A 15,457-nucleotide genomic window follows, 5' to 3' on the forward strand; every position below is an offset into this window, starting at 1 on the left:
ATCAGAGAATAAAAGCAGAAACAAAAAAATTAAAAAATAAAAAAGGTAAAGGAGCGTAATTATTATGAATAACATGCCAGAATTAAAAATCGGAGTTGTAGCAGTAAGCCGTGACTGTTTCCCAGAGAGTCTTTCTGTAACAAGAAGACAGAATTTGATGAAAGCTTATACAGAAAAATATGGTTCAGAAGGAATCTATGAGTGCCCAATCTGTATCGTAGAGAGTGAAATTCACATGGTACAGGCTTTAGAAGATATCAAAGCAGCAGGATGTAACGCATTAGTTGTATATCTTGGAAACTTCGGACCAGAGATCTCTGAGACATTACTTGCAAAACATTTTGACGGACCAAAGATGTTCATTGCAGCAGCAGAGGAATCCGGAAATAACCTGGTTCAGGGACGTGGAGATGCATACTGCGGAATGCTGAATGCAAGTTATAACTTACAGCTTCGTAATATCAAAGCATACATCCCAGAATATCCGGTAGGAGATGCTGAGGATTGTGCAGATATGATTCATGAATTTGTACCAATTGCAAAAGCAATCGTAGGTTTAAGCAATCTTAAGATCATCAGCTTTGGACCAAGACCGCTGAACTTCTTAGCATGTAATGCTCCAATCAAACAGCTTTACAACCTGGGCGTTGAGATTGAAGAGAACTCTGAGCTTGATCTGTTCGAAGCATTTAATAAACATGCCGGAGACGAGAGAATCCCTGCAGTTGTAAAAGAGATGGAAGAAGAACTTGGCGCTGGAAATAAGAAACCGGAAATACTTGCAAAACTTGCTCAGTATGAGCTGACATTGAAAGATTGGGTTGAGGATCACAGAGGATATCGCAAATATGTTGCAATTGCTGGAAAATGCTGGCCTGCATTCCAGACACAGTTTGGATTCGTTCCATGCTATGTAAACAGCCGTCTGACTGCACAGGGAATTCCAGTGTCTTGCGAAGTTGACATTTATGGTGCATTAAGTGAGTTCATCGGAACTGTAGTAAGTAATGATACTGTAACACTTCTTGATATCAACAACAGTGTACCAAAGGATATGTACGAAGAAGATATCAAAGGAAAATATGACTACACACTTCAGGATACATTTATGGGATTCCACTGTGGAAATACAGCATCCAGCAAATTATCTTTCTGCGAAATGAAGTACCAGATGATCATGGCAAGAGCACTTCCAGAAGAAGTAACACAGGGAACTCTGGAAGGAGATATCAAGCCAGGAGATATTACATTCTTCCGTCTGCAGAGCACAGCAGATAATAAACTCCGTGCTTACATTGCTCATGGTGAAGTGCTTCCAGTTGCAACACGTTCTTTCGGAGCAATTGGTGTATTCGCAATTCCAGAGATGGGAAGATTCTACCGTCACGTACTGATCGAAGGAGGATTCCCACATCACGGAGCAGTTGCATTTGGACATTTCGGAAAAGCATTATTTGAAGTATTCAAATATATCGGTGTTCCAGTAGAAGAGATTGGATACAATCAGCCAGCAGGCGTAAGATACCCAACAGAGAATCCTTGGAGATAATCACAGAAGGATATAGGAGGAAATCGTATGTTGTATATCGGAGTAGATCTCGGAACGTCAGCAGTGAAACTGTTGCTGATGGATGGAGATGGAAATATTAAGAAAATTGTTTCAAAAGAATATCCGTTATTCTTCCCACATCCAGGCTGGTCAGAGCAGAAACCAGAGGACTGGTTTGCACAGTCTATGGAAGGAATCAAAGAACTGACTGCAGAATGCAATAAAGAAGAAGTTGCAGGAATCAGTTTTGGCGGACAGATGCACGGATTGGTAGCATTGGACGAGGATGACAATGTCATCCGTCCGGCTATTCTGTGGAATGACGGAAGAACAGGTGAAGAGACGAATTACCTGAACGAAGTGATCGGTAAGGATAAGCTGTCTGATTATACCGCCAATATTGCATTTGCAGGATTCACAGCTCCGAAGATCCTCTGGATGAAGAAACATGAACCGGAGAATTTTGCAAAGATCAGTAAGATCATGCTTCCGAAAGATTATCTTGCATATAAGCTGTCAGGTTCCTTTTGCACGGATGTATCAGATGCATCAGGTATGCTTCTTATGGATGTGAAGAATCGTTGCTGGTCGAAAGAAATGATTGATATCTGCGGCATCACAGAAGAGCAACTTCCAAAATTATATGAAAGTTATGAAGTCGTAGGAACCCTGAAACCTGAGATTGCAGCAGAGTTAGGATTTTCCACAGATGTAAAGGTTATTGCCGGAGCAGGAGATAATGCAGCGGCAGCAGTAGGTACTGGAACTGTTGGAGATGGAATGTGTAATATTTCTCTTGGAACCTCCGGAACTATCTTTATTTCCAGCAAGAACTTTGGTGTAGATGAGAATAACGCTTTACATTCATTTGCCCATGCAGATGGTAACTATCACCTTATGGGATGTATGTTAAGTGCTGCATCCTGCAATAAATGGTGGAATGAAGAGATCCTGAAGACAAAGGATTTCGCAGCAGAGCAGGCAGGAATTACAAAATTGGGTGAAAACAATGTATTCTATCTTCCATACCTGATGGGAGAGCGTTCTCCACACAACAATCCAGATGCAAGAGCAATGTTTATCGGAATGTCTATGGACACCACCAGAGAAGATATGACCCAGGCAGTGCTGGAAGGTGTTGCCTTCGGTCTTCGCGATTCTCTGGAAGTTGCAAGAAGTCTTGGCATTAAGATTGAACGTACCAAGATCTGCGGCGGCGGTGCAAAGAGCCCTCTCTGGAAGAAGATGATCGCCAATATCATGAATCTGAAAGTGGATGTCATCGAAAGTGAAGAAGGTCCGGCACTCGGAGGTGCTATGCTGGCAGCAGTAGGCTGCGGCGAATATCCAGATGTAGAGACTATTGCTAAGAAGATTGTAAAAGTAGTGGATACAGTAGAGCCAGAACCGGAATTAGTTGCAAAATACGAAGAACGTTATCAGAAGTTCAGAAAGATTTATCCAACTGTAAAAGAACTGTATTAAGTAAAAAGGGGACGTAGTATTTTTCAAAAATACTACGTCCCCTTTTTGCCTTTTTTGTTTCCTTCAGAGTAACATTATGTTAGAATAGTAGAAGTGTAAAATGAACTGAAAAAAGGAAATGTGATGAGGAGGAAACATGATGGAAAGTAGGAAGATCATCCAGATCGAAGACAAGGTACCGGTTCAATTATTAATACCCCTTAGTATTCAGCATATGTTTGCAATGTTTGGGGCATCTGTACTGGTACCATTTTTATTTGGCATCAATCCGGCAATTGTATTGTTCATGAATGGTGTGGGTACGTTGTTATTCATTGCCATTACAAAAGGAAAAGCGCCGGCATATCTGGGATCAAGTTTTGCATTCCTTGCGCCTGCAGGAATTGTTATCAGTGAGATGGGATATCAGTATGCATTGGGAGGCTTTGTTGTTGTAGGTTTTTGTGGATGTATTCTGGCGTTGATCATCTATAAATTCGGCTCTGATTGGATTGATATTGTACTTCCACCGGCGGCTATGGGACCGGTAGTAGCGTTGATCGGTCTGGAATTATCAAGCAGTGCGGCCAGCAATGCGGGGTTATTAGATGAAAAGATCAGTTCCGGTAATGTTATTGTATTTATGGTAACCTTGGGAGTAGCAATCTTTGGAAATATTTTATTCCGGGGGTTTTTATCGGTTATTCCGATTCTGATTGCGGTTATCGCAGGTTATGTAGCGGCGCTTTGCTGTGGAATGGTAGATTTTACCGAAGTAGCAAATGCAGCTCTTTTTGAACTTCCGAATTTCCAGACTCCGAAATTCAACTTAGAAGCAATTCTGATCATCCTGCCGGTTATTCTGGTTATTGCATCAGAACATATTGGACATCAGGTGGTGACTAGTAAGATTGTCGGAAAAGACTTGCTAAAGGATCCAGGACTTCACCGCTCCCTTCTGGGGGACAACCTCTCTACAATGATCTCAGGTCTGATCGGTTCTGTACCGACTACGACATATGGAGAAAATATTGGAGTTATGGCAGTTACTAAGGTATACAGTGTAAGAGTCATAGCAGGTGCAGCTGTATTGTCCATTGTCTGTTCATTTGTAGGTAAATTATCGGCACTGATCCAGACTATTCCGGGACCGGTAATTGGAGGAATCTCTTTCTTACTGTATGGTATGATCGGAGCATCCGGTATTCGTATCCTGGTAGATTCTCAGGTAGATTATGGAAAATCCAGAAATCTGATCCTTACATCGGTTGTATTTGTAACAGGCCTTTCTGGAATAGCCGTACAGTTTGGAAATGTACAGCTGACAGGTATGGTACTGGCATGTGTAGTAGGTATGATTTTGAGTCTTGTGTTCTATATTTTGGATAAGTTAAAATTGACGAACGATAGAGATGATTAAAAAAGAATAAGGTAAAATCTGTGGAGGAGCATATGCTCCTCCCTTTTCATTTCCCAATATGTCAATACTGACATCCATTTAATCTTTTGATTATCAAAAAAATTACAGAGTGCGCTCCAAAAGTATTGCAATTTGTCGAAAGAAGTGGTAATATGAATACTGTTTTGAAAGAAGAATTTAGCAGAGTAAAGTGATATAAGGCCAAAGGAGACCGATATATATGACAGGTGAAGATCTATTAGAGAGATTACTGAAATCTTATCAGTCAAGCTATGATATAGAAAAAGCCTATGATATCAATGGGGATATATATGATGCACATGCGAGCTTCAATGTGACCAGCGCAAAATATGTCCTTGTTAAGAAGGCAGAATTGTGGCGGGCGAATTGTTTTGAACATGTGTTTTTCCGGGTTCTTGACCAATTGAACGTTGAAGATATAGAGAGATATCGTGAGCAAGTTATTTCTTACATAGAACCACAATTAGTACGTGGCGGAAAAAAATGTCCGGAAAAAGATCATATGTATACTTATATGACAGGAATTTTCATCGCAGAGGATGGGGTTACAGACGAAGTCAAGAAGATGGTGAAACGATTCAGTTATGTGAAGAATTATCGCTTTACGATTCGAGGTTACAGTGAAGTGAGGCTGCTCGTCTTCGATCTGAAGAATAAAAAAATCTTTGGCAATCGTGCTGCCAAGGATCTGGTAAAAGGCTATAGTAAGGCTGGAGTCATCTGACCTTATTGGCATATAGACAAAACCATTACAGTCATAATAAAGGAATGAGGAGGAATTAAAATGAATGGTATTGCAGTATTAGTAATTGGCATTGCAATCCTTGTCGTTGCTTATCTTACATACGGCAAATGGCTTGCAAAACAATGGGGAATCGATCCATCAAGAGAAACGCCTTCACACACAGAAGAAGACGGCGTGGATTACGTTCCGGCAAAAGCACCTGTATTAATGGGACATCATTTCTCATCTATCGCAGGAGCAGGTCCTATCAATGGACCTATTCAGGCAGCAGTATTCGGATGGGTTCCGGTACTTCTGTGGGTATTGATCGGAGGTATATTCTTCGGTGCAGTTCATGACTTTGGTGCATTATTCGCATCTATCCGTCACAAAGGTCAGTCAATCGGTGAAGTTATTGCCGACACAATGGGTTCTAAAGCAAAGAAGTTATTTATTATCTTCTCTTACCTTACACTGATCCTGGTAGTAGCTGCTTTTGGCTCTATCGTAGCAAATACATTTATGGCAACTTATACAGAGAGCGGAGCTGTTGATTATGCGGCAAGTGCAGCAAATGCAACAACTGCTATGATCTCTATTCTGTTTATCCTGATCGCGATCGCATTTGGTTTTCTGGTATACCGTCGTAATGCCGGACTTGGATTATCTACAATCATTGGTGTAGCAGCAATCGTTATCTGTATGGCAATCGGATTAAACTGGCATCCAATCTACTTAAGCAACAAAGCATGGATGATTATTGTAGGTATCTATATTCTTGCTGCATCTGTTGCACCAGTATGGATTCTGCTTCAGCCACGTGATTATCTGAGCTCATTCTTGCTTTACTTCATGATGATAGTTGCAGTTGTTGGTATCATCGGCTGTGGTCTGACTGGCGGCGCGCATATGGATATTCCGGCATTCACAGGATTTGTAGATACCGTTGCTCCGACAGGAAGCTCTCTGGGATATATGTTCCCGGCATTGTTCGTAACAATCGCCTGTGGTGCAATCTCCGGTTTCCACTCACTGGTTGGATCTGGTACAACAGCAAAGCAGCTGAACAACGAGAAAGATGCACAGCCAATTGCATACGGTGGTATGTTGATCGAATGTGCACTTGCAATCATTTCTCTGTGTGCAGTAGGTTATATCTGGGCTAATTATGCATCAGGTGAGACCGTTACTCCTACCGTAGTATTTGCAACAGGTATCTCTAAGATGCTTGGTTCTATTCCAGGACTTGCAGGAACAGAAAAGATTGCTTACACACTGTTAGTCCTTACTGTATCTGTATTCTGTCTGACATCCCTGGATACAGCAACGCGTCTTGCTCGTTATATGTTCCAGGAATTCTGGCTTGAGCCTGGACAGACCTACAAAGATGTAACTGGATATAAGAAAGTTCTTACAAACCCATTCGTAGCAACACTGATTACAGTTGTACTTGGAATTGGTCTTGGACTTACAGGATATGCAAATATCTGGCCTCTGTTCGGTGCTTCTAACCAGCTGCTTGCAGCACTTGGATTACTTGCAGTTGCAACATGGCTTGGAAAAGCAGGAAAGAACAACAAGATGTTCTTGTTCCCAATGGCATTTATGCTTATCGTAACACTTACTTCTCTGTTCTTCACATTGAAGTCTAACTTCGCTGGTATTGCAGCAGGAGTAGAAGGCGTTACTTGGTGCTATGTACGTGCAATCCTTGCTGCATTGTTAATGATTCTTGCAGTGATTCTTGCAGTAGATGGTATTAAGACAATGGCTAACCAGAAAAAAGAAGCTTAATTGAAGATATAAAGAAAATAAAACTCTATGCAGATTGATAAAATCATTCGCATAGAGTTTTTTTAATAAGTGGAATTATTGATTTCCGTGTATGAGTTTGTCTAATAAACCGTACAACACTTTTTCCACAGAATCAGTAGTATATGTTGCAAAATTAGATATTCCCGGTGCTCCGGTGTTCATTGCATAACTGATACCGGCAAACTGTAACATCTCAGCGTCATTATATTGATCTCCGAACGTCATACATTCTTCTGGTTTTACATTAAAGTGGCGGGCAAGTTCTGCAAGTGCGGATCCCTTGTTGGCATTTGGAGCAATGAAATCAATCCAAGTATAACCAGAAGTAACAACCTTAATTTCGTCAGAAAATAAATCTCGGCAATATGTCCAGATATCATCTGTTCCATTATAGTCACAGACGGCAATTTTTAGAAAAGGTTCCTGAATCTGAGATAAGTCATCAACGACGCATGTATTATAACATAAGCCGTTTTTGACGTGATCGATAAATGCAGTTGATGTTGATTCGACATAACAAGTAGATTCACAGGAAAGAAGACAGTGGCAATTGCCGTATTCTTTTATTGCCCGAAAGATTCGTAGTCCAAGTTCTCTATCGATTAATCCTCTGGAAATAACCTTGCCATCAGAGATACATAAAGAACCATTTTCTGCAATATAGGAAATATCGTCCTGAACCGGAGAGAAGATATTTCGTAAATTATAGTATTGTCGGCCGCTGGCAGCAATAAAATGTATATCCATTTCTTTTAATTGGCGTATAATGTCATAGATATTAGGATTCAGATTCTGACTCTCCTCTTTTAATAGGGTTCCATCTACGTCACTGGCAATTAGTTTGATCATATTATTCTCTCCTTGTAAAGTAAAACTGTTATTTTAGAACCATTTTTATTATATCTATGTCGCTGAAAAAATCAATGCTTTTCTATTTACAGGAAAAAATGGCTGTGTTATAGTATCACTACTTAAGATATTTCTCAGATATCTAGTTATTTCTCGCCGTAAGGCATCTTATTTTCGGAACTTTAGATCAAAGAATTTCCAATGAAAATTAAAAAACAAGTAGGAGGATGTTTATGAGTAAAACAACAGGACAAGTAGGCGTATTCGGGGATTTAAAGACCCGAGAACAGGTGATGCACGAAATCAGAAATAACCATACAGTATATGCAGAATTTCTTGATTTAAATGAAGATTTTCAAGAACATTTTGTGCAATTTTGTATGGGTATCAGAGGAGTAATGATGACTTACGATTCTTTTTTTAAAAAGATATTTGATGTAGAGACACATCCAGAGCGGTTATCAGATTTTATAAGTTGTATTGTGGGGAAAAAACTCAGAGTAAAAAGAGCGCTTCCCAAAGAACATTGTAGAATATCAGAAAAAGGTTCTCTCTTAATAATGGATATTCTTGCAGAGACAGATGAAGGAGAATTAGTAAATGTAGAAATTCAGAAAATCGGATATCTCTTTCCAGGACAGAGAGCAGCATGTTATGCAGCAGATATGATTATGCGCCAGTATGAACATGAAAAAAGTATCCGGGGCGAGAAATTCGACTATCGTGATATGAAAAAATCTTATACGATCGTTATCATGGAACATAGCAGTAAAGAATTCAAAGAATATAAAAATGATTATGTTCATCATGGGACCTGGAAATTCGATACTGGTTTACAACTGGAGTTGTTATCAGAATTTTATTTTGTATCGCTTGATATTTTTTTAGATATAGAAGATAATAAAAAGAAAGAAGATAAGATGAGTGAGTTAGAGACATGGCTATATTTTATTGGATCAGATAAGCCAGAACATATTCGAAAAGTATTAGCCAGTGATCTAAAGTTCAAAGAAATGTATCGAGAGATTGTATACTTTCGATATCACCCAAAGGAGGCGATACGGATGTTTTCAGAGGCGTTGAAAGTGCTAGATGAAAATACGACAAAGTACATGATTGAGGAAATGAGACAGGAGTTGGAAGACAATCTGCAAGAGCTGCTGAATGTTCAACAGAAATTGATGGAGACAAATGAAGAACTAACGGAGAAAAATAAAGAGTTAACAGAAAAAGGTAAGGAACTGATAGAAAAGGATAAGGAACTGACAGAAAAGGATAAGGAACTGGAAGAAAAGAACCGCGAAATTGAGAAACTACGCCAATTGTTATTAGAGAAAGAATAGATATAATACGACAGAGAGGCTGCACATCAATGGATGTGACAGCCTCTTTGCCGACTTTGTGTGCAGAAAAGTCATGACATCTTTTCTGCATGGAGGATACACTATTAACTATTATAAGCGTTTAAAAAGATAGATTTAATATCTGTGACAGATGCCTCTTTCGGATTATCAGAGATACAAGTATCATTGGTAGCATTCAAGGATAATGTAATCGTATCTTCTGGCCTAAAACCGAGAGATTTTAGTGATGGAATTCCAATATCAGAAGAAAGCTCTTTGATGAATTGGATTGCCTTTTCGGAGGCCTGATCACAGGTCAGATTTACAGTGTCGACTCCTAATGCTGCTGCGATAGCAGTATATCGTTCTTTACATTCTGAAGAATTGTATTCCATAACGTAAGGAAGTAAAACTGCATGATGATTATAAAGGTCAGAAACTGTTAATTGTTCGTGCGGTTGACCTAAATGGAGAATTATATGGTAATGAAATGGTTGTTTGCGATGGAGCAGATGCAGATGCGGGAATTGGGGACTATGTTTTGATTATTCAAGAAGGAGGTTCCGCGAGACTTGCGGCGCGTTGTGATCATTTGGGACCTATAGATCGAACTGTAGTTGCGATTATCGATACAATTGAAACTACAGAAGGTGTTTTGAATAAATAATCTTTGGGTGGAGGTAACAAAGTGAGTTTCATAGAACAAGTGAAGGCACGTGCAGCGAAAAAAAATTGCTTGATTGTTCTTCCGGAAAGTTATGACGAAAGAGTAACAGAAGCAGCTGTAAAGATTGCACAGGAAGGAATCGCACGAATTCTATTATTATCTGATAATGGAAGAAAGATGCCGAACCAGGAAAAAATTGAGCAATCCAATATAGAAGTGTTGGATTATAAAAACAGTGCAGATTTTCCGGTGTTTGTAGAAGCGTTGTGCGAACTGAGGAAGAAAAAGGGAATGACAAGAGAAAAAGCAGAGGAACTTTTAAAAGATCCCCTGTATTATGGAGCAATGCTTGTACGAGAGAAGAGGGTAGACGGAATGGTGGCAGGTGCATGTCATTCAACCGGAGATACCTTGCGCCCTGCACTTCAGATTGTGAAAACTGCAGACGGAATCAAGACAGTATCCGCGTATTTCCTTATGGTGGTTCCCGATTGTAAATATGGCAATGATGGTGTGTTCCTGTTTGCTGATTCTGGTCTGGTAGAATTCCCAGATGAGGAACAGCTTATGGATATCGCAGTGTCATCGGCAAAAAGTTTTGAACAGATTACAGAACAGGAGCCAATTGTGGCAATGTTGTCCTATTCTACCAAAGGAAGTGCCAAGAACAAGAGATTAGAACCAATCATTTCCGCCGCTAAAAGGGTAAAAGAAAAATATCCGAATCTTAAGATAGATGGTGAATTACAGCTGGATGCAGCCGTAGATGAAAAAGTCGGACAGATGAAGAGTAAGGGAAGCAATGTGGCAGGCAATGCAAATGTCCTTGTATTCCCTGACTTAAATAGCGGGAATATTGGTTATAAATTAGTACAACGATTGGCAAAGGCCGAAGCCTATGGACCAATCACACAAGGCCTTCGAAGACCGGTGAACGACCTGTCAAGAGGGTGCGTCGCAGAAGACATTGTTGGGGTAGTAGCAATTACATGTCTTCAGGCGGATAAATAAAAAGGGACACGGTAAATTGAATCTGGGACGGGGGTTTTTTCGTTTTCCCCCGTCCCAGATTCAATTTGCCGTGTCCCTTTTTTCAAAACCGTTGATATTCCTTAGGACAGCTATTATAATATAGAAAGAAAATAAAAAGATTGGAGACAATGCAATGAAAATTGGAATTGGTAATGATCATTCAGCAGTGGAAATGAAACAGGAAGTAGTAAAATATCTGCAGAAGTTGGGATATGAAGTTGTGAATTATGGAACGGATACTACAGAGAGTTGTCATTATCCGATATATGGAGAGAAAGTGGCGAGAGCTGTGGTTGCAGGGGAAGTGGATCTTGGAATATTGATCTGTGGAACCGGAGTGGGAATTTCACTTGCGGCGAATAAGGTGAAGGGTATTCGTGCGGTTGTATGTAGCGAGCCATATTCTGCAAAATTGTCCAGACAGCATAATAATACGAACATTCTGGCGTTCGGTGCAAGAGTGATCGGTGTCGAGATGGCGAAGATGATTATTGATGAGTGGTTGAATGCAGAATTCCAGGGTGGACGCCATCAGGACAGAGTCAATATGATTATGGCTATTGAAGAAAAATAGCAGACAGGTGAGATGTTGATATGGACGGAATAATATTTGATCTGGATGGAACGTTGTGGGATTCTACGGAAGAAGTAGTAAAGTCATGGAAAAGAGCGGTCTGTGAACAAACCAATCTGGATGTCACGCTGGAAGTAGAGACGTTGGTAAGAGAATTTGGTAAACCGATGGATGTGGTCATTAAGAATACTTTTCCAGAGTTAAGTGACGAGGAGAGAGCAAGCCTTACAGTACAATTGTTTCGATATGAGAATGAGTGGATGAAGAAAGCACCTTGTAAGTTATATCCTCATATGAAGGAGACGATTCAGAAGCTTTCGAAGAAGTATCCCCTGTTTATTGTAAGTAATTGTCAGGCAGGGTATATTGAAGCCTTCTTGGAAAATACAGGACTACAGGAGTATTTTGCCGACCACCTGTGTCCTGATGATACGGGAAGATTAAAGGCTGATAATATTAAGATCATTATGGAGCGAAATGGCATCGAAGAAGCCGTATACGTGGGAGATACACAAGGAGATGCGGATGCCTGTAAGGAAGCAGGGGTTCCTATGGTGTATGCGGCATATGGGTTTGGCAACGTAGAAGATGAATGTGTGACAATTCAACAGTTTGACCAGCTATTAGACTTATATGAATAACAAAAATTGAGTGCGCAAAGAGTGTACTTGAGATAATAACAAGAAGAGAGGTAAAACAACAATGAGTTATGAAAGACTGAATGAGAAAGTCCTTGAATTGAAGGATGAGATGTTGGACAGCATCCGCGAGAGCGTTGCAATCTGCAGCGTGAAAGGGGAGCCGGAGCCGGATGCACCTTACGGAAGGAAAGTAAAACAGGCCTTGGATCATGCTTTGGCGCTTGGAGAAAAGCTGGGATTCAAGACGGGAAATATTGATAATCGAGTAGGTTATGTTGAGTATGGTGAAGGCGAAGAGATGGTCGGTGTTCTGGGGCATCTGGATGTCGTTCCGCTTGGGGAAGGGTGGAACCATGATCCGCTTGGATGCGAAGTACAGGATGGAAAGATGTACGGACGCGGTGTGCAGGATGATAAAGGTCCAACGATTGGAGCATTTTATGCGTTGAAAGCAATTAAGGATCTGGGACTTCCGCTTGACAGAAGAATCCGTGTGCTGTTCGGATGTGATGAAGAGTGCGGTTCTTCCTGTGTAGAACATTATATCAAGGTTGGCGGAGAACTTCCTACTATTGGATTTACACCGGACGCACAGTTCCCTGCAATTTTCTGTGAGAAAGGTCAGACTTTCTGGTATATTTCTAAAAAAATCGAAGAAGCATCTGCAATTAAAGTATTGTCTATTGAAGGTGGTGTGGCAAAGAATGTTGTAACACCGAAGTGTACGCTTGTTGCAGAAGGTGATCTCGTTGTAGAGGAAAAAGATTATATCCAGGTCGAGAAAAAAGACGGAAAAACAATCGTAACTGCAGAAGGTCTCAGCGCTCACGGAAGTACACCGGAACTCGGTAAAAATGCAGCGGTTCGTCTGTTTGATGCGTTGAAAGGAAATCATTTTGGCGGAGATCTTCAGAAGATGATTGATTTTATCATGGAAAAAGTCGGCTGGGAGACGAATGGCGCTGCTCTTGGAATTGCATCTGAAGATGAGGAGACCGGCAATACGACTGTAAATCTTGGAATGATTAAGTATGACGGGCAGGAGCTTCAGTTTACACTGGATATCCGTTATCCAAAGAACATCTCAGAGGAGACTGTTGTTGCAAATGTGACGAAAAATATCGAAGCTTATGGGCTTGAAGTGGAAAATGAACTTCACAGTCTGTTATATGTTCCGAAGGATTCCGAGTTGGTTCAGAAGCTGACAAAGGTATATTGTGAGGAAACTGGAGATACTGATGCACAGCCAATCGCAATCGGAGGAGGAACCTATGCAAAATCATTTGATAATATGGTGGCATTTGGACCGATCTTTCCAGGCGAAGAAGAAGTCATCCATGCACCAAATGAGTTTGCAGTGATTGATAATCTGGTACGTTCTATCCAGATTACGGCAGCAGCTATGTACGAACTTGCCCAGAAATAATACTTATATAGAAGAGGAGAAAATGAAATGAACGAGAGAATTCGCAGAGTATTGGAGAAAATGGAACAGAAAGGACTGCCCCAGCTGATCGTATCGGATCCACTAAGTATCCGTTTTCTGACAGGAATTATGGTAAACCCGGGAGAGAGACTGTATGCGCTGTTACTTAGAACGAATGGAAAGCATACGTTATTCCTGAACTATCTGTATTATGTATCAAACACAGGATTTGAGGAAGTATGGTTCAGTGATATGGATGACCAGATTGGCGTTCTCATGGAGCATATTGATACAGAAAATACGCTTGGCATTGATAAGACATGGCCGGCTCGTTTCCTGATTCCGCTTCAGGAGCGCTGTCCAAACATGAAGACGGTATGGGGATCTGATTGTGTAGATGATGTCCGTGCAGTAAAGAACGAAGAAGAGATTGCAATTATGAAAGAAGCGTCTGTGATTAATGATTCTGTTATGGAAAAAGCAGCAGCATTTATCAAAGAAGGAATGACAGAGAAGGAAATCGCAGATTATATTGATTCTGAATTCTTTGCAGCTGGAGCAAGCGGAGTAAGCTTTGATACGATCGTATGCTTTGGCCCAAATGCCGCAGACCAGCATCATACACCGAGTGATACCAGAACTCTGAAAGCCGGAGAATGTGTGCTGATCGATATGGGTTGTGTATGGAAGGGCTACTGTTCAGATATGACAAGAACATTCTACTGCAAATCTGTTGACGATGAACAGGCAGCAATTCATGATCTGGTGCGCACTGCAGTTGAGAAGGCTGAGGCAGTGATCAAACCGGGCGTTCGTTTCTGTGATATCGATGCGCAGGCAAGAGATCTGATCGATGAGGCTGGATACAGCGAATACTGGAAGATTCGTCTTGGACACTTTATCGGACAGGAAGACCATGAGTACGGAGATGTAAGCCCAATTAATAAAAATGTTGCAGAGCCGGGAATGATCTTCTCTATTGAGCCAGGAATCTACATTGAAGGAAAATACGGTGTACGTGTAGAAGATCTTGTACTGGTAACAGAAGATGGACATGAACTTCTGAATGCAGTTGATAAGAAGTACAGAATCGTAGGATAATACATATTTAACATATTTTAATTTAAGGCATATCTTAACATGAAGAATATTATTTCGGAGTGTAAAGATATGCCTTATTCAATTATGTTAGATGCAGGCCATGGCGGACGTGATTTTGGGGCTGTATACAATGGGCGTCGGGAAAAAGATGATAATCTACGTCTGGTACTGGCAATCGGAGAGATTCTGCAGAATAATGATATTGATGTAGAGTACACGCGAACAACGGATGTCTATGAGACTCCATATGAAAAAGCAATGGAGGCTAATAATGCAGGAGTGGATTTCTTTATTTCGATTCATCGAAATTCATTTCCAACAGATAATGAAGTGTCAGGAGTGGAAAGCCTGGTATACAGTCTTACAGGATTGAAATATCAGATGGCGCAGGAGATCAATGAACAATTAGAGACGATAGGATTTGTGAATCTCGGAGTCAAGGCGCGGCCGAATCTGGTCGTGCTTCGTAAGACAGAGATGCCGGCAGTACTGGTGGAAGTAGGATTTATTAATTCAGATATAGATAATCGGCTGTTTGATGAGAATTTCGAAGAAATCGCACAGGCAATTGCATCCGGCATTTTGGATACACTGAATTTTGCAGGTGTGATACAGGAGAATAATTACCGTGTCCAGGTGGGAGCATTTCGCAATCGTACTTATGCAGAAAGATTATTAGATGAACTGATGGAGCAGGAATTCCCGGCTTATATTAACGATTCTGGACCATATTATCGTGTCCAGGTGGGTGGATATGAGAACTTGAATGAAGCTGCCGATATGGAGCGTCGCCTGAAGCGGGCTGGGTATCCGACAGTAATTGTAAAATGA

15 protein-coding genes are annotated in these 15,457 nt (G+C 40.8%); 13 read left to right on the forward strand and 2 right to left on the reverse strand.

The window, feature by feature from the left end:
- Positions 1-64: 64 nt before the first annotated feature.
- The 5 genes from ACQRD1_RS03455 (at position 65) to ACQRD1_RS03475 (ending at position 6,972) form a co-directional block, all read left to right on the forward strand.
- Entirely contained in the window at positions 65-1,549 is a 1,485-nt protein-coding gene (locus tag ACQRD1_RS03455) for an L-fucose/L-arabinose isomerase family protein (protein ID WP_427761073.1), read from the forward strand.
- Between the two features lie 27 nt (positions 1,550-1,576).
- The gene (gene xylB / locus ACQRD1_RS03460; protein WP_235231620.1) at positions 1,577-3,034 is read left to right on the forward strand and encodes a xylulokinase; all 1,458 of its coding nucleotides are present in this window, start codon (positions 1,577-1,579) and stop codon (positions 3,032-3,034) included.
- Positions 3,035-3,173: 139 nt separating this feature from the next.
- A complete protein-coding gene (gene uraA / locus ACQRD1_RS03465) occupies positions 3,174-4,433 on the forward strand; it encodes a uracil permease (protein ID WP_347375465.1) in 1,260 nt (419 codons plus the stop codon).
- Positions 4,434-4,653: 220 nt separating this feature from the next.
- Entirely contained in the window at positions 4,654-5,178 is a 525-nt protein-coding gene (locus tag ACQRD1_RS03470; protein ID WP_347375336.1) for a hypothetical protein, read from the forward strand.
- 60 nt (positions 5,179-5,238) lie between these two features.
- Positions 5,239-6,972 carry a carbon starvation CstA family protein gene (locus ACQRD1_RS03475; protein WP_235231622.1) on the forward strand — a complete coding sequence of 578 codons (1,734 nt, stop codon included), beginning with the start codon at positions 5,239-5,241 and terminating at the stop codon, positions 6,970-6,972.
- Positions 6,973-7,047: 75 nt separating this feature from the next.
- On the opposite strand, the gene ACQRD1_RS03480 is transcribed toward ACQRD1_RS03475, so the two are convergent.
- On the reverse strand, positions 7,048-7,842 hold the full coding sequence (locus ACQRD1_RS03480) for an HAD family hydrolase (RefSeq protein ID WP_427786926.1): 795 nt from the start codon (positions 7,840-7,842) through the stop codon (positions 7,048-7,050).
- Between the two features lie 233 nt (positions 7,843-8,075).
- Between ACQRD1_RS03480 and ACQRD1_RS03485 the strand changes: the two genes are divergently transcribed.
- A complete protein-coding gene (locus tag ACQRD1_RS03485) occupies positions 8,076-9,185 on the forward strand; it encodes a PD-(D/E)XK nuclease family transposase (protein ID WP_427786927.1) in 1,110 nt (369 codons plus the stop codon).
- 104 nt (positions 9,186-9,289) lie between these two features.
- Here the strand turns inward: ACQRD1_RS03485 and ACQRD1_RS03490 are convergent, their stop codons facing one another.
- A complete protein-coding gene (locus tag ACQRD1_RS03490; RefSeq protein ID WP_427786928.1) occupies positions 9,290-9,580 on the reverse strand; it encodes a hypothetical protein in 291 nt (96 codons plus the stop codon).
- A gap of 17 nt (positions 9,581-9,597) precedes the next feature.
- Between ACQRD1_RS03490 and ACQRD1_RS03495 the strand changes: the two genes are divergently transcribed.
- The 7 genes from ACQRD1_RS03495 (at position 9,598) to ACQRD1_RS03525 (ending at position 15,457) form a co-directional block, all read left to right on the forward strand.
- Entirely contained in the window at positions 9,598-9,852 is a 255-nt protein-coding gene (locus ACQRD1_RS03495; RefSeq protein WP_347375467.1) for a EutN/CcmL family microcompartment protein, read from the forward strand.
- A 21-nt stretch (positions 9,853-9,873) separates the two neighbouring features.
- Complete coding sequence (gene pta, locus ACQRD1_RS03500; RefSeq protein WP_347375340.1) at positions 9,874-10,863, forward strand: phosphate acetyltransferase; 990 nt, start codon at positions 9,874-9,876, stop codon at positions 10,861-10,863.
- 154 nt (positions 10,864-11,017) lie between these two features.
- The gene (rpiB, locus tag ACQRD1_RS03505; protein ID WP_427786929.1) at positions 11,018-11,458 is read left to right on the forward strand and encodes a ribose 5-phosphate isomerase B; all 441 of its coding nucleotides are present in this window, start codon (positions 11,018-11,020) and stop codon (positions 11,456-11,458) included.
- Between the two features lie 20 nt (positions 11,459-11,478).
- Complete coding sequence (locus ACQRD1_RS03510) at positions 11,479-12,099, forward strand: HAD family hydrolase (RefSeq protein ID WP_347375342.1); 621 nt, start codon at positions 11,479-11,481, stop codon at positions 12,097-12,099.
- Positions 12,100-12,160: 61 nt separating this feature from the next.
- Positions 12,161-13,525 (forward strand): dipeptidase PepV, encoded by a 1,365-nt coding sequence (gene pepV, locus ACQRD1_RS03515; RefSeq protein WP_427786930.1) that lies wholly within the window; start codon positions 12,161-12,163, stop codon positions 13,523-13,525.
- A gap of 27 nt (positions 13,526-13,552) precedes the next feature.
- Positions 13,553-14,626, forward strand: a complete 1,074-nt coding sequence (locus ACQRD1_RS03520) for a M24 family metallopeptidase (RefSeq protein ID WP_427786931.1) — start codon at positions 13,553-13,555, stop codon at positions 14,624-14,626.
- Positions 14,627-14,695: 69 nt separating this feature from the next.
- Positions 14,696-15,457 (forward strand): N-acetylmuramoyl-L-alanine amidase, encoded by a 762-nt coding sequence (locus ACQRD1_RS03525; protein WP_347375345.1) that lies wholly within the window; start codon positions 14,696-14,698, stop codon positions 15,455-15,457.

Source organism: Bariatricus sp. SGI.019 (genome assembly GCF_050315235.1).
In the GTDB taxonomy this organism is placed as follows: Bacteria; Bacillota; Clostridia; order Lachnospirales; family Lachnospiraceae; genus JAFBIX01.